At 67.8% G+C, this 18,348-nt stretch carries 18 protein-coding genes; 11 read left to right on the top strand and 7 right to left on the bottom strand.

Going from position 1 to position 18,348, the window contains the following annotated elements; genetic code table 11:
• Nucleotides 1-811: 811 nt before the first annotated feature.
• Together ACIA12_RS09905 and ACIA12_RS09900 are read right to left on the bottom strand one after the other, a co-directional pair.
• Nucleotides 812-1,426, bottom strand: a complete 615-nt coding sequence (locus ACIA12_RS09905; protein ID WP_396366536.1) for a GNAT family N-acetyltransferase — start codon at nt 1,424-1,426, stop codon at nt 812-814.
• 88 nt (nt 1,427-1,514) lie between these two features.
• Nucleotides 1,515-2,732, bottom strand: coding sequence for a DUF418 domain-containing protein (locus ACIA12_RS09900; RefSeq protein WP_396366535.1), 1,218 nt, complete (start codon nt 2,730-2,732; stop codon nt 1,515-1,517).
• Between the two features lie 188 nt (nt 2,733-2,920).
• Between ACIA12_RS09900 and paaA the strand changes: the two genes are divergently transcribed.
• From paaA to ACIA12_RS09870, 6 genes are read left to right on the top strand one after another with little or no spacing between them, the layout of a single operon-like run.
• Nucleotides 2,921-3,850: a 1,2-phenylacetyl-CoA epoxidase subunit PaaA gene (paaA, locus tag ACIA12_RS09895; RefSeq protein ID WP_396366534.1), complete on the top strand. Its 930-nt coding sequence runs from the start codon at nt 2,921-2,923 to the stop codon at nt 3,848-3,850.
• Nucleotides 3,847-4,158 (top strand): 1,2-phenylacetyl-CoA epoxidase subunit PaaB, encoded by a 312-nt coding sequence (paaB, locus tag ACIA12_RS09890; RefSeq protein WP_396366533.1) that lies wholly within the window; start codon nt 3,847-3,849, stop codon nt 4,156-4,158. Before paaA ends, paaB begins: the two co-directional genes overlap by 4 nt.
• On the top strand, nt 4,155-4,895 hold the full coding sequence (gene paaC / locus ACIA12_RS09885; RefSeq protein WP_396366532.1) for a 1,2-phenylacetyl-CoA epoxidase subunit PaaC: 741 nt from the start codon (nt 4,155-4,157) through the stop codon (nt 4,893-4,895). Before paaB ends, paaC begins: the two co-directional genes overlap by 4 nt.
• Nucleotides 4,889-5,368 (top strand): 1,2-phenylacetyl-CoA epoxidase subunit PaaD, encoded by a 480-nt coding sequence (gene paaD / locus ACIA12_RS09880; RefSeq protein ID WP_396366531.1) that lies wholly within the window; start codon nt 4,889-4,891, stop codon nt 5,366-5,368. Before paaC ends, paaD begins: the two co-directional genes overlap by 7 nt.
• Before the next feature lie 12 nt (nt 5,369-5,380).
• Nucleotides 5,381-6,454 (top strand): 1,2-phenylacetyl-CoA epoxidase subunit PaaE, encoded by a 1,074-nt coding sequence (gene paaE, locus ACIA12_RS09875; RefSeq protein WP_396366530.1) that lies wholly within the window; start codon nt 5,381-5,383, stop codon nt 6,452-6,454.
• A 56-nt stretch (nt 6,455-6,510) separates the two neighbouring features.
• Nucleotides 6,511-8,088 (top strand): alpha/beta hydrolase, encoded by a 1,578-nt coding sequence (locus ACIA12_RS09870; RefSeq protein ID WP_396366529.1) that lies wholly within the window; start codon nt 6,511-6,513, stop codon nt 8,086-8,088.
• Between the two features lie 40 nt (nt 8,089-8,128).
• Here the strand turns inward: ACIA12_RS09870 and ACIA12_RS09865 are convergent, their stop codons facing one another.
• Nucleotides 8,129-9,280: a hypothetical protein gene (locus ACIA12_RS09865; RefSeq protein ID WP_396366528.1), complete on the bottom strand. Its 1,152-nt coding sequence runs from the start codon at nt 9,278-9,280 to the stop codon at nt 8,129-8,131.
• A gap of 199 nt (nt 9,281-9,479) precedes the next feature.
• On the opposite strand from ACIA12_RS09865, the gene ACIA12_RS09860 reads away from it, so the two are divergent.
• The 4 genes from ACIA12_RS09860 (at nt 9,480) to ACIA12_RS09845 (ending at nt 14,144) form a co-directional block, all read left to right on the top strand.
• A complete protein-coding gene (locus tag ACIA12_RS09860; RefSeq protein WP_396366527.1) occupies nt 9,480-10,274 on the top strand; it encodes a metal-dependent hydrolase in 795 nt (264 codons plus the stop codon).
• 212 nt (nt 10,275-10,486) lie between these two features.
• Complete coding sequence (gene dapA, locus ACIA12_RS09855) at nt 10,487-11,401, top strand: 4-hydroxy-tetrahydrodipicolinate synthase (protein WP_396366526.1); 915 nt, start codon at nt 10,487-10,489, stop codon at nt 11,399-11,401.
• Nucleotides 11,398-13,092, top strand: coding sequence for a ribonuclease J (locus ACIA12_RS09850; RefSeq protein ID WP_396366525.1), 1,695 nt, complete (start codon nt 11,398-11,400; stop codon nt 13,090-13,092). The genes dapA and ACIA12_RS09850 overlap by 4 nt, the downstream gene beginning before the upstream one ends.
• A 20-nt stretch (nt 13,093-13,112) precedes the next feature.
• Nucleotides 13,113-14,144, top strand: coding sequence for a LacI family DNA-binding transcriptional regulator (locus tag ACIA12_RS09845; protein ID WP_396366524.1), 1,032 nt, complete (start codon nt 13,113-13,115; stop codon nt 14,142-14,144).
• Here ACIA12_RS09845 and ACIA12_RS09840 read toward each other — a convergent pair.
• Together ACIA12_RS09840 and ACIA12_RS09835 are read right to left on the bottom strand one after the other, a co-directional pair.
• Complete coding sequence (locus ACIA12_RS09840; RefSeq protein WP_396366523.1) at nt 14,086-14,958, bottom strand: hypothetical protein; 873 nt, start codon at nt 14,956-14,958, stop codon at nt 14,086-14,088. The two genes, ACIA12_RS09845 and ACIA12_RS09840, sit on opposite strands and share 59 nt — an antisense overlap.
• Before the next feature lie 93 nt (nt 14,959-15,051).
• Nucleotides 15,052-15,792 carry an alpha/beta hydrolase family protein gene (locus tag ACIA12_RS09835; protein ID WP_396366522.1) on the bottom strand — a complete coding sequence of 247 codons (741 nt, stop codon included), beginning with the start codon at nt 15,790-15,792 and terminating at the stop codon, nt 15,052-15,054.
• A gap of 79 nt (nt 15,793-15,871) precedes the next feature.
• On the opposite strand from ACIA12_RS09835, the gene ACIA12_RS09830 reads away from it, so the two are divergent.
• Entirely contained in the window at nt 15,872-16,459 is a 588-nt protein-coding gene (locus tag ACIA12_RS09830; RefSeq protein WP_396366521.1) for a TetR/AcrR family transcriptional regulator, read from the top strand.
• On the opposite strand, the gene ACIA12_RS09825 is transcribed toward ACIA12_RS09830, so the two are convergent.
• Nucleotides 16,460-17,542: a fatty acid desaturase family protein gene (locus ACIA12_RS09825; protein WP_396366520.1), complete on the bottom strand. Its 1,083-nt coding sequence runs from the start codon at nt 17,540-17,542 to the stop codon at nt 16,460-16,462.
• 147 nt (nt 17,543-17,689) lie between these two features.
• On the bottom strand, nt 17,690-18,298 hold the full coding sequence (locus tag ACIA12_RS09820) for an ANTAR domain-containing protein (protein WP_396366519.1): 609 nt from the start codon (nt 18,296-18,298) through the stop codon (nt 17,690-17,692).
• Nucleotides 18,299-18,348: the final 50 nt, after the last annotated feature.

The raw sequence follows: 18,348 nt of genomic DNA, 5'->3' as shown, positions 1-18,348 counted from the left end.
GTCAGACGACGGGGGTCGTCATGGTTTGTCCTGTCGCCACTATGTGGTGGGCAGTCCGCATCCCTTGCCCGCCGTCGTCGATTGATCCGGCTGGTGGCGGACGATGACCGACTTCCATAGCTATCGTGGCGGTGTGGCGCTTGGGCGAGGTAAGACGGAGCACGTCGGTGCTCGGGATATGTCCCGCAAGCATGGGCATTGGGGCGATGCCGAAGAGGCCAAGGAATGGGCTTCACGGGCTCGTCGGCGGGACGAGAAGCATGAGATCGATGATGCCCGCCAGGAGACGAGCGAGACGCCTGATCCCATATAGGTCGGGCCGCCGCTCATGGGACGGCTGAGGTAGTGGTACAGGCTTGATGCGTACCGACGGATGAGCAGATCGAACATGCGGGCCTGATCTGGGAGTACCACTGAATGCATCACCAGTTGAAGCCGGTTGGTGTGTCGGTCTGCGGAGCCATGATCTCGGGGGTGGCTACTCTGCCGCTCGGCTTATCGTCAAGGGCTGATTCCTGCACTGGTACTCGTCCACCCAACTTGCCAGGGTGAGCGACGCGTTGCTGACGTAGTGGCTTCGCTGCCCGGTGGAGCTGAAGGAACAGCCCGACCGGTCTCGCGTTGGCCAACGCGGTGCGTGGCTTGTGGTCGGGTGGGGGCAATGCGCCGGCTCGACGAGCGAGTACGGGTGGGGCGAACTCATCTGCCCGGGTGTCGACTGGGGTCGCGTTGGTCGACGCGGTGGCCGGCGTGGGGTTTGGGTGGGCTCAACACCCGGGCTCGACGAGCGAGTGCGGGTGGGCCTTAACAGCTACTCGGAGGCGGACGGGTCTGTGTGTAGGCGGACCTGTTTGACTCGTACTGATTCGTCGCCGTAGAGGTCTAGTTCTCGGGTGGCGCCGTCGGGGGCCCAGCCGGAGTCTGTGTAGAAGGCTCGGAGGACGTCGTCGGTGGTGTTGACCCAGACGGTTACCCGTTGGAATTTGTCGGCTCGGATGGTGTCCACGACGGCGTTCAGGAGGCGGGAGCCGTGGCCGGCTCGGGTGGCTGAGGGGTCTACTGCGAGTTCGGCGACGAGGGCGTCGTGGCGTTGGTCGGCGTCTGGGTCGTCGGAGGCGGTGATGGCGGCGAAGCCGACGATGGTGCGGCCGGCCAGGGCGACCAGGACGCGGTTGCGGGCTTCGCCGGGGGCGATCAGGGCGGCGCGCCACTGGGCGGCGAACTGGGCGGGGTTGAGGTCGGCCAGGACGTCCGCGGGGAGCAGGCCCTCGTAGGCGCGTCGCCAGGCTGCTACCTGGATCTCGCCGATGGCGTCGGCCTCGGCGGGTAGGGCCAGGCGGACGCTTGACTCGGCGATCGGGTCCTCGGTGGTGCCCATCGAAGTCAGGCTTTCCGGTTCCGGTACGCCGAAGTCGTCGTGGTTCATGCCGACATCCTTTCAAAGGGGTGAACGAAAGCCTCCGGCAGGACACCCGTCGGGTAGGTGTCCTGCCGGAGGCGGCTTCAGGAGGGGGTCAGTAGACGAGCTTGCGGAGCAGGGTCTCGGCCGGGCCCCGGTACGAGCGCTTCTTCATCTGGTAGGCGGCGATCACCGAGATCGTCCAGACCAGTACTGCCGCGCCGAAGGCGGTCCAGCCGGTACTTCCAAAGCGCTGCCCCAGGTTGAGGGTGAAGGGCGCCAGCAGGACCATCCAGGAGACCGACTGGAACAGGTAGCCGCTCATCGAGCGCTGGCCGAGAGCGGAGATCGCCTGGACCGGCAGGCCCAGCTCGGCAGGCCGCCTACCAGCGGTGAGCTTGCCGACCAGGAGCGCGAAGAGGGCGATGTAGCCGGGTCCGCCGAACTGGCCGCTGAGGTCGTGCAGGAAAGAAAGCTTGCTGATCGCGGCCTCGTCGACGTGCAGCCAGCCGGCGGCGACCAAGGCGAGCGGCAGGCCGCCGAGGACGGTGATGCCCATGCCGACCGCGGCCACTCGGGTCAGTAGCGGCTTGAAAGCGAGCGGGTTCTCCAGGATCTGCTTGCGGGCGGCCCAGATGCCGAGCCAGACGATGACGGTGAAGCCGAGTACGAAGGCGGTGTGCGCCGGGTACTCCTGCAGCCGGTGGACCAGGCTGGAGCCGTAGCTCGTGGCGGCCAGCGACGGGTTCGGGCTGTTCGTCATGGCCTGGCCCGGTCCCGAGCTGTTGATGACGGCGAGAGCGGCCATGACGGCAGTGACGATCACGTAGACGATCTGGGCACCCCAGATCCACAGAACGATCTTGTGGAACCGGTCGCCGCGGTTCAGCAGCAGCAGCGTGCAGATGATGCCGACCAGGCCGTACGCGCCGAGGAAGTCACCGAAGTACAGGAGCGTCGCGTGGGCCAGGCCGAAGACGACCAGCCAGGCGTTGCGCTTCAGCAGGATCTTCCGTACGCCGCCCGCGGACGCCCCCGAGTTGCGCTGGCGCCGGGCGAGCTGGACCAGCCCGTAGCCGAACATCACCGCGAAGACCGGGTAGGCCCGGGCATCGACCAGGGTGATCTTGAGGAAGTTCAGGATCCGCTCGAGACCGTGCGGGGTGCCGTTCAGGCCGGGGCTGCCGGCGAAGGCGAAGTTGGCGGCGTTGGCCAGGCCGATCAGCAGCAGCATCGCGCCGCGGATCAGGTCCGGCGCCAGCGCGCGCTCGGCGCTGGTGACCGGGCCCCGGTGGTCGGTCACCGGGGGCTGCGAGGTGATGAGCTGCGTCACGGGATTCACCCTTTTCAGAAACTGTGGATGGGTTGAGCTGTTGACCACAATCCTGATCCCGCAAAAGCCCCCAACCCAGTGGCCTGAGCCCACACCTGAAGGTGGAGCTAGCACCCCCAAGCAGCAGCTTGTGACACTTCTCGTGCGATCTGCAGAAAAAGTGTCACAAGTCGGCTATGCTCGGAACCATGGACAGCTTCCAGGCGACGATCGACGCCGACGGCCGGATCGAGCCGCGCGACGCGATGCCCGAGGGGTACCGCAAGACCCTGATCCGGCAGATCGCGCAGCACGCGCACTCCGAGATCATCGGCATGCAGCCCGAGGGCAACTGGATCAGCCGCGCGCCGTCACTGCGCCGCAAGGCGATCCTGATGGCGAAGGTCCAGGACGAGGCCGGCCACGGCCTCTACCTGTACGCCGCTGCCGAGACCCTCGGCGTGGACCGTGCCGACCTGCTCGACCTGTTGCACGAAGGCCGGCAGAAATACTCCAGCATCTTCAACTACCCGACGCTGACCTGGGCCGACATCGGCGCGATCGGCTGGCTGGTCGACGGCGCCGCGATCGTCAACCAGGTGCCGCTGTGCCGCTGCTCGTACGGTCCGTACGCGCGGGCCATGGTCCGGGTCTGCAAGGAGGAGTCGTTCCACCAGCGGCAGGGGTTCGAGATCCTGCACACGCTGTGCAACGGCACCGACGCGCAGAAGGCGATGGCGCAGGATGCGCTGAACCGCTGGTGGTGGCCGAGCCTGATGATGTTCGGCCCGCCGGATGCCAGCTCGACCCACTCCGAGCAGTCGATGGCGTGGGGGATCAAGCGGCACAGCAACGACGAGCTGCGGCAGCGCTTCGTCGACATGACCGTCCCGCAGGCGGACGTGCTCGGTATCAGGGTGCCTGACGACGGATTGACCTACGACGAGGAGACCGGGCACTACAGCTTCACCCAGCCGGACTTCACCGAGCTGTACGAAGTTGTCAAGGGCAACGGTCCGTGTAATCAGGAGCGGCTCGCGCACCGGGTGAAGGCACATGAAGACGGCGCTTGGGTCCGCGAGGCGGCGGCCGCCTATGCGGCGAAGCAGGCCGCCAAGACGCAGGAGAGCGCAGCATGAGCGAGACGACCGGAACCACCCAGCGCCCGACGGTCGAGCCGCTGTGGGAGGTGTTCGTGCGGTCCCGCCGCGGGCTCTCGCATGTGCACGTCGGCAGCCTGCATGCGCCCGACGCGACGATGGCGCTGCGCAACGCCCGCGACGTCTACACCCGTCGCCAGGAGGGTGTCTCGATCTGGGTTGTGCCGGCCACCGACATCACCGCGTCGAGCCCGGATGAGAAGGACGAGTTCTTCGACCCCGCCGCCGACAAGGTCTACCGGCACCCGACCTTCTACCAGGTCCCGGAAGGCGTCGAGCACCTGTGAGCGACCTCTTCACCTATACATTGAGACTTGGCGACGACGCGCTGATCGCGGCGCAGCGGACCGCCGAGTGGATCGCGGCCGCCCCGCAGCTCGAGGAAGACGTTGCCCTCGGCAACATCGGACTCGACCAGCTCGGCCAGGCGCGGTCACTGCTGCAGTACGCCGGCGAGGTCGAGGGCGCCGGGCGGTCCGAGGACGACCTGGCCTACTTCCGCGACGAGCGCGACTTCCTCAACGTCCAGCTCACCGAACTCCCGAACGGCGACTTCGCGCAGAGCATGGCCAAGCTGCTCTTCTTCGCCACCTACCAGCACCTCCTGTACGAAGAACTGCGCGGTTCCACCGACGAGACCCTCGCGGGGGTAGCCGGCAAGGCGGTGAAGGAGGTCGCGTACCACGTCGACCACGCCACCCAGTGGGTACTACGCCTGGGCGACGGCACTGAAGAGAGCCACCGCCGGATGCAGGCCGGCCTCAACGCGATGTGGCCGTACACGGCCGAGTTGTTCGCGTCCGATGACCTGGTCCAGCGGCTTGACGTCGCTGTCGACCCGTCGACGCTGGAGGAGGAGTGGCTGCGCCGGGTCAACGAGGTGATCGATGCGTCCACCTGCGAGCGGCCGACCTCGTCGTACCAGCACAGCGGCGGTCGCGAGGGCCGTCACACCGAACACTTCGGGTACCTGCTCGCAGAGATGCAGCACGTCGCCCGCTCGCATCCAGGAGCGAAATGGTGACGGACACCGCGATCTTCGAGGCAGTCGGGGAGGTCGCGGATCCCGAAGTACCGGTGCTGACGATCGCCGATCTCGGCGTCCTGCGCGGCGTCCGGCACGAGGGCGACGAGGTGGTCGTGACGATCACCCCGACCTACTCCGGCTGCCCGGCGATGGACCTGATCAAGCATGAGGTCGAGCTCACGCTGGACTCGCTGCATTTGAAGGGTCGCGTCGAGACGGTGCTCTCGCCGGCGTGGACGACGGACTGGATGAGCGACGAGGGCAAGGCCAAGCTGACGGAGTACGGGATCGCGCCGCCGACGGGCCGTCGTGCGGTCGGGGGACCGGTGTCGCTGAGCCTGACCATCCGGTGCCCGCTGTGCGGCTCGCCCGACACGACCGAGCTGAGCCGGTTCGGGTCCACCTCCTGCAAGTCGCTCTGGCGATGCAACTCCTGCCGGGAGCCTTTCGACCACTTCAAGGCGATCTGAACGATGACGACTATGACCAGGCGTAGAGCGAGTTTCCATCCGTTGACCGTCAAGGCGATCGACGAGATCACCGACGACTCGGTGGCGATCACCTTCGACGTACCGGCTGAGCTCGCGGCGGAGTATGAGTTCGCCGCAGGACAGCACCTGACGGTACGGCGTACCGGCGACGACGTCCGGCGCAGCTACTCGATCTGCTCGCCGGCCGGTTCCGGCGTACTGCGGATCGCGGTCAAGCGGATCCCCGGCGGCGACTTCTCGTCGTTCGCGTCGACCGCGCTCAAGGTCGGCGACACGATCGACGTGATGACGCCACTCGGCCGGTTCGGCACGCCGCTCGATCCCGCCCACGCCAAGCACTACGCGTTCATCGCCGCGGGCAGCGGGATCACCCCGGTGATCTCGCTGGTCGCGACCATCCTGCAGGTCGAGCCGCAGAGTCGCGTCACGCTGGTCTACGGCAACCGCACGGCCGGCTCGGTGATGTTCGCGGACGACTTGGCCGACCTCAAGGACCGGTACGCCGAACGCCTGCACCTGGTGCACGTGCTGTCGCGGGAGTCGACCGATGTCGAGCTGTTCAGCGGGCGGATCGACAAGGACCGGCTGGGCCGGATGATCGACACGATCCTGCCGGTGAAGTCCGTCGACGAGTGGTTCCTCTGCGGTCCGTACGCGATGGTCGTCGGCGCGCAGGAGCTGCTGATCGACCAGGGCGTGGCCCGCGAGGACGTCCATGCCGAGCTGTTCCATGTCGGCGACGAAGCACCGGTGGTCCGGGTCGAGGAGACCACGACGGATGCCGAGGCGGCCGAGGTCACGGTGATCCTCGACGGCCGTCGCTCGACCTTCCCGTTGGGTGAGCACGGAAAGGCAGTGCTCGACGCGACGCTGGCTGTCCGGACCGATGCGCCCTTTGCGTGCAAGGGCGGAGTTTGCGGGACCTGCCGGGCAAAAGTTGTCGACGGCACCGTTCGGATGGACACCAACTGGGCGCTCGAGCCCGACGAGATCCGGGCGGGTTACGTGCTCACCTGCCAGTCCCACCCGACCAGCGAGAAAGTAACCCTCGACTTCGACGCCTGACGATTGATGAGGCAGAATCCCAAACCTGTAGCGGTCCGCTCACTGGGGGTTCATCGATGGCTCGACGTTGGAAGACACTCGCCACGGCCGGCGCGCTCGTCGCAGGTCTGCTCACCGTGGTACCGGCATCTGCATCTCCGAGCGTGCCGGTGCCCAAGCTGGCTTGGCATGCGTGTGACTCGGCGCCGGGCTACCAGTGCGCGACGGCGAAGGTGCCGCTGGACTACGACAACCCGCGCGGCGCGACCATCTCGCTGGCGGTCAGCCGGATCAAGGCGACCGACTCGAAGCGACGGATCGGCTCGCTGTTCCTCAACCCGGGCGGTCCGGGTGGTTCGGGCGTCGGGTTCCTCCAGGCCGTCGGTCAGAGCCTGTACTCCGATGAGGTGCGCGCCCGGTTCGACCTGGTCAGCTTCGACCCCCGAGGCGTCGCCGGCAGTACTCCGCTGACCTGCTTCAAGACGCAGGACCAAGCCGATGCCGCGACCGCGCCTTTCAAATTCCCGGTGACGGCGACCGAGGAGAAGGCCTGGGTCGGGTTCGACCGTGCGTACGCCAAGTCCTGCAAGAAGTACGCCGGGCCGATCATCAACCACATGTCGACCGCGGACGTCGCGCGGGACCTGGACCTGCTGCGGCAGGCGGTCGGCGACAAGAAGTTGACGTACGCCGGGTACTCGTACGGCACCTACATCGGCTCGGTCTACGCGAACCTGTTCCCGGACAAGGTCCGCGCGGTCATCATCGACGGCGTCATCGACCCGGTCTCGGATGCCACCGGCCGCGGCCTCGAGTGGGTCCGCAAGCCGGTCGACGCTCGCCTGGAGAGCGAGCAGGGCGCCTACCAGACGCTGCAGGAGTTCCTCCGGCTCTGCGACGCCGGCGGTCCGAACTGCGCGTTCAGCGCCGGCAACCCGAAGGCCCGGTACGACGCACTCGCGGCCAAGCTCCGCAAGCACCCGATCAAGCTCTCCGACGGCCAGGTCGTTACGTATGCCGACATGGTCAGCGAGACGCTCGGCGCGCTCTACAACGCCGGCAGCTTCCCGAGCCTGGCCGAGTACCTCCAAGGGCTCGCGACCGCGTCGGCGAGCAAGGTCAAGGCAGCACGCGCGGCGCTCGCCGCACCGGCATACGAGCAAGGTGCTGAAGGCTTCTACGGCGTGTGGTGCAGCGACTCGCTGAACCCGGCCAGTGCGTCGTACTGGGCCAGCAGTGCCAAGGCGGCTGACAAGAAGTGGCCGTACTTCGGTCGAGCCTGGATCTGGAGTTCGAGCATCTGCGCGAGCTGGCCGGGACACGACACCGACCGGTACCTCGGCCCGTTCACCAAGCGCTCTGCCAATCCGGTGCTGGTGATCGGCAACCGCTGGGACCCGGCGACTCGCTACGAGGACGCGGTCAGCACGTCGAAGATCCTCGGCAGCGCACGGCTGCTCAGCGTCAGCGGCTGGGGCCATACCTCGTTGTTCTCGTCATCCTGCGCGGACAGCAAGGCGAGCGCCTACCTGCTCACCGGCGCTCTGCCCGCGAAGGGCACGGTCTGCAAGCCCGACGCAGTCCCGTTCGCTCACCCCGAAACCCGCTCCGCCAAGACCAAGGTGCCGTACGTGTTCAGGCCGCCGGCCCGCTGACCCGCGGCGGGGCGGAAGGATCTTCCGCCCCGCCGGATCGTCAGGCGACGATGATGGGCAGTTGGGTCTCGAAGAGGCCGGCGAAGGTACGGCTGGGCAGGATGTGGCCCTGGTTGGGGGCGCTCTGGACGATGCTGTAGCCCCAGTCGACCGCACGCAGACGCTGCGTGTGGGTGCCGTGATGGCCGGGGTTGGTGAAGCCGCAGTCGCCGAGCTGGAAGAACACCTGGTCGAACTGCTGGATTCGCTTGTACTGCAGGGCATCGCCGCGGGCGTGGGTGAGGAAGTAGGCGGCGAACGAGTCGGCCATCAGCTCGACCCGCCGGGTCGCCTCCGGCCCGGTGAGCGCGGTGGTGAACAGGTTGTCCGCGAACTGGACCTGGTGCCCGTACTCGTGGGCCAGGATCGCCTGCGCGGTGACGTCGGAGTAGCCGATCGCCTTGAAGGCTTCGAGCACCCCGTCGCCCATCACGATCATCTTCGGGATGACGAAGCCGGGAATGACCGCGCCCGGGTAGGCGAAGGCGTTGAAGCTGAAGAACGGGTGGTTGCCGTAGTCGAACTTCGGCTGGTTCACCGTGGTCACCACCTCGGTGGCCAGCGCAGTCGAGATGGCGTCGTTCAGGCCGTAGACGACGTGGAACAGCCGGTACATCCGCGCCGGGTCGGTCAGCATGGTGCCCTTCATCGGGACCAGCCGGATGCCGGTCGCATCGATGTCCCAGAACCGGCCGAGGTCGCGGAAGGTGTGGGTGATGTCGGTGCTGAACTCACCGTTGAGGCCGAACGTCGAGCCTGCATCCTGCGGCCACAGCAGCGCGTCGAACAGCAGCGGCTGGAAGCTGTTGAGGGCGTCCGCGAACTGCTGGTCCGCGGCCGTCCAGTCGGCTCGCTGCGCCGCCGCCCAGTCACGGACCGGCGTGGACGGGTTGCACGCGGTGGGGAGGACCGCGGCGCTCAGGTCGTCGTCGATCGCCACCTGAGCATTGAGCTGGGCGGCGAGAGTCGATCCGTCCGTCGGCCGCAGCGCATTGAGCTTGGCTGCCAGCGCGCTGGTCTGCTCGGGAGACACAGCCTGGGTAGCCGCCACGGACTGCACGGTTGAGGTCGAGGCCTGGGCGGTGCTGGTCGCCAGACCGCCCGCCAGCACGAGCGTGAGCAGGATGGCCGGCCCTGCAAGGGACTTCTTCATAGCTCTCCTAGGACTTCGCCGGGACGGCGGTGGAGGGGATTGGTGGCCTCAGTATTGGGCGCGATCGCGGCGTCGGCAGTGGATCGGAGCTGGCGGAATCCGGCATGGCGGAAAGCTGACGGCCCGTGTGGCTCCCGGTTTCTGCCGGTCGGCGCTGAAAGGATGTGAAGCTCACGACTGATGGGGGTGGGGCGCCGTGATGGGGCGTTCGCATGCGTTGTCCGGTTGGGCCGCTGGGCTCGCGGTCGCGCCGCTGGTGGGGCTGACGACGATCGCGGAGGTCGTGCCGTTCGCTGCTGCCACGGCCGGGTACGCGTTGCTGCCTGACCTCGATCATCCGGGGGCCGGCGCGTCCCGGTTGCTCGGGCCGATCACCGGGTTCGTGTCCAATGTGGTGCGGGCCTTCTCGAGCTTGCTGTACTCGCTGACGAAGGGCCCGCGCGACGAGGACAGCACGGGGCAGCACCGGCATGCCAGTCATACGCTGGCGGCTGCGATCGGGCTCGGCTTTGCGACCTCGAGTGCGGGCGCGGCGGGCGGCTGGCGCGCGGTACTGGCCGTGGCGCTCGTCGGGTTGCTGCTGGCCGCTGATGCGCTCGGCGACTGGGTCGTGACGTTGGTACTGGCCGCCGGCGCCTGGACGATCGCGGGCACCTGGTTGCCGGGCGAGTCGGCGGTCCACAACCTGCACTCGGGGCTGGACGGGATCGGCAAGTGGATCGGCGTGGCCGTCGCGGTCGGCATGTTCGTGCACTGCCTGGGTGACAGTCTCACGCGATCAGGCTGCCCGTGGCTGTGGCCGCTGCCGATCGGTGGCGAGACCTGGTACGAGATCCGGCTGCCGCGGCCGTTGCGCTTCCGCACCGGCGGCTGGGTGGAGAACCTGCTGATCGTGCCGGTACTGGTCGTCGCCGGCGTCTTGCTGCTGCCGGGCGCGATCCAGTTCCTGGTGGATGTCTTCGACGCGGTGGGAGTGAGTGTGGCTCGTCGTTAGGGGTCTGATCGGGCGAAAAGTGAACAGAAAGTAAGAGGCCGGGTGCGGAGCGTGTTCGCAGGAAGTTTTTCGGATTTTTTTGGTGGAAGGTGTAACGACTGCGGAGGCTGCAGCGATAGGACGAGTGAGCCTGGTGGCTGCCCGGACCCCCGAGCGGACAGCCACCAGGCCTACTCATTTCTTGAGGCGCTGGGAGCGGTAATCTGAGCCCCATGTCCTCTACCGCAGACACCGCTGTCACGGCCCTTCCGTTCGGAAGGTTGACCACGGCGATGATCACCCCCTTCAAGCCCGATGGTTCGCTCGATCTCGACGCGGCGCAGAAGGTGGCCGGCAAGCTGGTCGACGAGGGCAACGATTCCCTGATCGTCAACGGCACCACCGGCGAGGCGCCGACCACCAGCGACGAGGAGAAGGTGCTGATCATCCGCGCCACCCTCGAGGCGGTCGGCGATCGCGCGAAGGTGATCAGCGGGGTCGGTTCCAACAACACCGCCCACAGCGTGGAGTCCGCCAAGGCAGCCGAGGCCGCCGGCGCGCACGGCCTGCTCGTGGTGACGCCGTACTACAACAAGCCTCCGCAAGAGGGCATCAAGCTGCACTTCAAGGCTGTCGCCGACGCCACTGGGCTGCCGGTGATGGCGTACGACATCCCCGGCCGGGCCGGTGTGCCGATCACCACCGAGACGCTGCTCGCGCTGGCCGAGCACCCGCGGATCGTCGCGGTGAAGGACGCCAAGGGCGATGTGGCTGCCACGACGAAGGTCCTGGCCAATTCGGACCTCTACTACTACTGCGGTGCGGATGAGCTGAACCTTGCCTGGCTGGCGATGGGTGCCGTGGGCATCGCGAGCGTGGTCGGGCATGTCGCCAGCCCGCAGTACCGGCAGTTGATCGATGCCGTGGTCGCCGGTGACCTCGAGACCGCGCGACGCATCGACCGGCAGCTGGTTCCGGCCGTCGAGGCGATCATGACGAGGACGCAGGGCGCCATCATGGTGAAGGCGGCCCTCAAGCTGGCCGGCGTGATCGAGCACGCGACGCTGCGCGCGCCGTTGGTCGAGGCGACCGGCGAGCAAGTGGACTGGCTCACCACCGATCTCAAGACGGCAGGACTGATTGCATGAGCCACCCGCACCCTGATCTGCAAGCGCCGGGACCACTCGCGCCCGGCGCTCTCCGTGTCATCCCGCTGGGCGGCCTCGGTGAGGTCGGCCGGAACATGACGGTCTTCGAGTACGACGGCAAGCTGCTGATCGTCGACTGCGGAGTGCTCTTCCCGGACGAGAACCAGCCCGGTGTCGACCTGATCCTCCCGGACTTCCAGCCGATCCGGGAGCGTTTGCACGACATCGTGGCGGTCGTCCTGACGCACGGCCACGAGGACCACATCGGTGGTCTGCCGTACCTGCTGCGCGAGCGTGGCGACATCCCGGTGGTCGGCTCGCAGCTGACCCTGGCGCTGCTCGAGGGCAAGCTCAAGGAGCACCGGCACCGCAACGTGCCGCAGCAGACCGTCGTCGAGGGTGAGACGGTGCGGTTCGGCCCGTTCGAGTGCGAGTTCGTCGCGGTCAACCACTCGATCCCGGACGCGCTCGCGGTGGCGATCCGGACGCCGGCCGGCCTGGTGCTGCACACCGGCGACTTCAAGATGGACCAGTTGCCGCTCGACAACCGGATCACCGACCTGCGCGCGTTCGCCCGGCTCGGCGAGGAGGGCGTCGACCTGTTCATGGTCGACTCGACCAACTCCGAGGTACCAGGCTTCACCACCCATGAGCGCGACATCGCGCCGGTGCTCGACGGCGTCTTCAGCAAGGCGTCGAAGCAGCGGATCATCGTCGCCTGCTTCGCCTCGCACGTGCACCGCGTGCAGCAGGTGATGGACGCGGCGGTGAAGCATCGCCGCAAGGTCGCGTACGTCGGTCGCTCGATGGTCCGCAACATGGCGGTGGCCCGCGATCTGGGCTTCCTGACCGTGCCCGGCGACACGCTGATCGACATGCGCGAGCTGGAGAACTACCCGCCCGAGCAGGTCGTGCTGGTGTCGACCGGTTCGCAGGGGGAGCCGATGTCGGCGTTGTCGCGGATCGCGGCCAACGACCATCACGTCGTCCAGATCCAGCCGGGCGACACCGTCGTACTGGCGTCGTCGCTGATCCCGGGCAACGAGAACTCGGTCTTCCGGGTGATCAACGGGCTGACCCGGCATGGCGCGAACGTGATCCACAAGGGCAACGCGCTCGTCCACGTGTCCGGCCACGCGTCGGCGGGCGAGCTGCTCTACTGCTACAACATCGTGAAGCCGCGCAACGTGATGCCGGTGCACGGCGAGATCCGGCACCTGCACGCGAACGCCGAGCTGGCCCGGCAGACCGGCGTACCGGCGGCCAATGTCGTCGTGGTCGAGGACGGGGTGGTGGTCGATCTGATCGCCCGCAACGCCGTCGTCGCGGGCAAGGTCGAGTGCGGCTACGTCTTCGTCGACGGCTCGACCGTGGGCGACATCACCGAGACCTCGCTGAAGGACCGGCGGATTCTCGGCGATGAGGGTTTCATCTCGGTGATCGCCGTGATGGACTCTGTCACCGGCAAACTGATGGCCGGGCCGGAGATCCAGGCACGTGGGTTCGCCGAGGACGACACTGTCTTCGACGAGCTGCGGCCGAAGATCGAGGCGGAGATCGAGAAGGCGATCGGGAGCGGGGTGGACGACATGTACCAGTTGCAGCAGGTGATCCGCCGCGTGGTCGGCAAGTGGGTCAGCGACACGCACCGTCGCCGGCCGATGATCATCCCGGTCGTCGTGCAGTCCTAATTCAGAGGGGTGGGCCAGACGTGAGCATTACTGGTGTGAATGGAGCCGGGCAGCGCCGGCCCACCATGAAAGAGGTCGCGGCCCGGGCGGGCGTGGCGCTCAAGACCGTCTCCCGGGTGGTCAACGAGGAGCCGAACGTCAGCCCGGAGCTGACCGCGAAGGTCCAGGCCGCGATCAAGGACCTGAACTACACGCCGAACGAGAGCGCCCGGATGCTGCGCCGCGGCAAGACCGGCACGATCGCGGTCGTCATCCGCGACATCGGCGACCCGTTCTTCGCCTCGCTCGGCCGGGCGGTCGAGCTGTGGGCGCGGGGGAGCGGTTCGGTCGTGATGATCGGCCTGACCGACGAGGACCCCGAGCGCGAGCGGGACGTCTGCCTCGAGTTCGTCGCCCGGCGCCCGGACGCGCTGATCATGGCGCCGATCGGGGAGACCCAGGAGTACCTGGCTCCGCACGTGGACGCCGGGATGGCGGTCGTGACGATCGACCGGCCGGCGCACGGGATCGAGGCCGACGCGGTGCTGGCCGACAACGCCGGCGGCATCGACCAGGCGATCGACCACCTGGTTCGGCAGGGGCACCGGCGGATCGCGTACCTCGGTGACGACGAGCGGATCTTCACGGCTCGCGAGCGTGTGGTCGCGTACCGGGCCGCGATGGCCCGGCACCGGATCGACGTCGACGAGGACCTCGTCCACCTGTCCGAGCCGACGACGGAGGGGATCGGGATCACGCTGTCCGCGGTACTGGACCGGCCCGAGCCCGCGACGGCCATTCTCTCCGCGAACAACATGACGACTGCGGAGGTACTGCGGGGGATGGCCGGTCGGCGTGACCGCGTGGCGCTGGTGTCGTTCGACGACCTGGCGCTCGGTGACCTGCTCAGCCCTGGGCTCACTGCGGTGGCGCAGTCGGCCGACGTGATGGCCCGTACCGCGATCCAGTTGATGACCGAGCGGCTGCCCGAGCCGCACCGCCCGGGCCGGACGGTCAGGGTGCCGGTGAAGTTGACGATTCGCGGCTCGGGGGAGATTCCTCCGTCGAGCTGAGCTCGCCGTACCGGGCAAGGGCCAGGGCGGCCGCGATCGCGAGAGCGAACCCGGCCGCTGCCGGTACTACGAAGCCGTGGCGGGTCCGATCGCCGAGCGCCAGGATGCCGACGGCGGCCGGGAACACCGTCTCGCCGACGACCAGCATGGCCGTCGCCGTCGTGATGCTGCCGCGTTGCAACGCCGAGGCGAAGAACAGCATCGCCCCGGCTCCTGCGACGACCGCCGTGTAGACGGCGGGATCGGTGAGCAGATCGATCGGCTTGAAGCTGTCGATGATCCGGCCCGAGATCGCCACCACCCCGAAGCTCAGCCCGGCCACCAGGCCGAGCATCGGTGCTCGCAGTCTCTTGGGCGCCAACCCTGCTGACAGGCCGATCGCGACGAGGGCCACCGTGGCGATCACCAGGCCCCAGCGGAAGCCGCTGCCGATCGAGGCGGCGCCTTCACTCTCCGCGGACAGCCCGAGCAGCCCAAGCCCGACGCAGACCGCGCCGACCGCCGCCCACTCACGCCGCCCCAACCTGATCCCGAGGAACCTCGCCGCCACCGCGGTCACGGCGAGGCTGGCCGCCAGCGCCGCCTGGACTACAAAGAGTGGGAGCACTTGCAATGCGGCAAGCTGCACTCCGAACCCGCACAGATCCAGAGCGATCCCGGCCATGAACCGCCATTGCGAGACAACCCGGAATAACAACCGGGGATCAACGCCCTCATCACCACCGGGCGTCGCCGCGGCAGCCATCGACTGCATCACCGACGCCAGGCCATAGGCCAAAGCGGCAGCCAGGGCGCACAGCAATCCCAACCACATGCGCCTCACACTACGGGCAGCGAAGCTCGCTCCCCGCCTACCGCCCGGACTAGCCTCACCGCCGGGTTGCTCCGGCTCGGCCCTGCCTCGGTTTCAGCCCCTGAGGAAGGTGATGACTGCCTGGGCCAGTTCTTCGCGGTGGTCCGACAGGGCGTGGTCGGTGGGGAATAGGTGGTGCTCAGCGTTCTTGTATGCCTCCACCAGTGGCAGGTGGTGCTGCTCCGGGGGTGCGGCCGTGTCTCGGCTCGCCCCGATCAGCAGGACTCGGCGATCCGCCAACCGAGGCGCCAGGTCCGCCAGGCGCCATTCGGGGCCGTGGGCAACCATTTCGTCGACGAGTGCGCGGCCACTGGTCCCTTGCAACGGAAGCAGGTCGCCGTCGAACGGTTCGACATACTGGTCGGGATCAGGCGCGGTACCGGCGGCGCCGAAGTCGAAGCCGGCGATCGAGGCAACCACCGGGATCGTGGGATCGGCCGCGGCTGTCTGCAGCGCCGCGAATCCGCCCATGCTGTGGCCGATGACGGCGAGCCGGGCGGCATCGATGCGCGGATCGGCGCGTAGTTGCCGGGCGGCGGCCGCCGCGTCCTCGAGAACGTTGCTCCAGGCCCACGTCCCGGCGGAGCCCCACGAACCGCGGTAGTGGAAGACGAGTGTCGCGTAGCCGGAGCGGCGCAGGACGTGGGCGAGGTCGAAGTTGCGCTCCCACCCCGGAAACCCGTGCAGCAACAGCACCGCCGGATGCGGCCCGTCGCCCGCCGGTAGATGCAGTACTCCGGGCAACTCATGACCGCCGCTGGCGACGGTGAACGTGACGGTGCTGGCGTACGTCAAGCGACACCTCATCTGATCGAACCGACCGGTACCATCGCAACGCTAACAAGAGATGGGCCCGATCGGTACCATCTGTCTCATGCCCGTCGCCAAAGGAACCACGCTCGACCCCGACCGGACCCGGGCGGCAATGCTGGAGGCCGCCACCGCCGTCTTCTACGAGCGCGGGCTGGACGGCGTCGGGATCGCCGAGCTCTGCTCGTCGGTGGGAGCCTCGAAGGAGACCCTGTACCGGCACTTCGGCTCCAAGGACGGGCTGATCGCCGCCGTCCTCCAGGCTCGCAGCGAGCGCAACAACGCCTGGCTCAGGCGGGCCGCGGAGACGGGCGGGGCTGACCCGGTCGCTCAGTTGACCGCGGTGTTCGGCGTACTGGGGGAGTGGTTCGACCAGGCGAACTACCGGGGCTGCGCGCTGGTGAACGCGGCCACTCAGCGGCACTTCGAGCCGGCTCACAGCATGGTGGTCGAGCATCTCAACGGCTATCAGGCCCTGCTCACGGAGATCGCCGCCGCGGCGGGCGTTGCCGACCCGGACCGGGCCGGGCGTCAGTTGCTGATGCTGCTGCAGGGCGCGACCGTGCTGGCCGACCACCAGGCGCTGGGACGGGCAGCGGCCGACGATGCGCTGGCCGCCGCCCTACCGCTGCTTACCTCAAGTACTGCCTGACTACTTCCGGTACTGGCTGACCAGGGGGCATGCGAACGGGTCGCGGGCGCGGAGGCCGACGTTGTTGAGGTAGTCGACGACGATCTTGTACGACTCGAGGAAGGCGACCTCGGTGTACTTCACGCCGTGCAGTTCGCAGTACTCGCGGACGATCGGCTGGACGTGGCGCAGCGTGGGCCTCGGCATGCTCGGGAACAGGTGGTGCTCGATCTGGTAGTTGAGCCCGCCCATCGCGAAGTCGGTGAGGACACCGCCGCGGATGTTGCGTGACATCAGCACCTGGCGGCGGAGGAAGTCGATCTTCATCGTGGCCGGCACGAGCGGCATGCCCTTGTGGTTCGGCGCGAACGAGCCGCCGAGGCAGACGCCGAAGACGGCCAGTTGCAGGCCGAGGAACGCGCTGGCCTTGCCGACCGGCAGCAGAACGTACAGCGCGGTCACGTACAGGCCGAGCCGGGAGACGACGACCGCCGCCTCGACCCGCTCCACCTTGGTCGCGCCGCGACGGAACAGGTGTTGCAGGCTAGACACGTGCAGGCTCAGGCCCTCCAGCGTCAGCAGCGGGAAGAAGAGCCAGCCCTGGCGGTCCTGGTACCACTTCATGAAGCCGCGCTTGCGCTTGGCCGCGTGGTCGGGGGTGAAGGCGACGACGCCGATCGCGATGTCGGGGTCCTTGCCGAGCTGGTTCGGCGCGTTGTGGTGCTTGCTGTGCTTGTTCTTCCACCAGGTGATGCTCATCCCGGCCAGGCCGCCGGCCAGCAGCCGGGCGGTCCAGTCGTTCCAGGCGGCGGAGTGGAAGATCTGCCGGTGCGCGCTGTCATGGCTGAGGAACGCGACCTGGACCAGGATCAGCGCGAGGGCGCCGGCCATCAGCAGTTGCAGCCAGGAGTCACCGAGCAGGATGAATCCGGTGATGACACCGCCGAGGGCGGCCAGTACCAGGCCGATGCGGGTCCAGTAGTAGGTGTAGCGACGTCGCAACAGGCCGAGGTCCCGGACCGTGTGCAAGAGGTCGCTGTAAAGACTCGCGTACTTCTGCTGCGGTCTTTGGGGGTGCGGGTCTTCGGCAAGCAGTTGCGACAAGGAGAACGCCCCATCCGGGAGTGCATCAGTCGATGCGCCACCGGGTCCAGGGCAGCGCCACGAGAAGAGTGGCTGTAGCACCCAACGGAACCACGCTGGGCGACCACACGCAACCGACCGCTCGGTAGGGGCGTGGCGTGGTCAGGCTCAGGGAGTCAGCAGGCTCGCGGTGCGGAGTGTGCCGTCCACCACACCGCTGGCCACGGCCTTCAGTCCACAGCCCTTCCCGCGGGCGTAGGAGCGCATCGCCGCGAAGGCCTCCGGCAGGCTCAGCCCGGTCCGCTCAGCCAGCATTCCCTTGGCCTGCTCGATCAGGATCCGGCTGTCCAGCGCCTGCTGCAGTTGCCCGCACAGCTCTTGCCGGTCACGGTGCTCGCGCTCGTGCAGCAGTCCGATCGTCGCCATGTCGGACAGCGCTTGCCCCAGCGTCAGCTCCTGCTCGCTGAACGTGACTGGGCCGGTCCGGAACAGGTTCATCGAGCCGATCACCTTGCCCCGCAGGCAAAGCGGCAGTTCCTCGGTCGTGGCGTAGGCCGGGTGGTCATGCTCGACCAGTTGGGCGGGGGAGTCGACTGTGGCGAAGACCCGGAGTACATGGCCGTCGCTGGCCAGATCCAGGCCGACCGCGTCCACCTCGAGCAGCTCGACCGTCGACTCGGCGAGCATGCCCAGGAAGGCGGCCAGCTCGAAATCGTCGCCGAGCGTGTCGGCGAGCTTGATGAACACCTCTGCGAGGCGTTGTTCCCTGGACTGCACCGGAATTCCCTTCGACCCTGTGAGACTCAATCATCGACGCCCGCGCAAGC

It is taken from the genome of Kribbella sp. NPDC051620 (assembly GCF_044453825.1).
GTDB lineage: Bacteria > Actinomycetota > Actinomycetes > Propionibacteriales > Kribbellaceae > Kribbella.
This window is presented reverse-complemented; position numbering and strand designations above follow the sequence as displayed.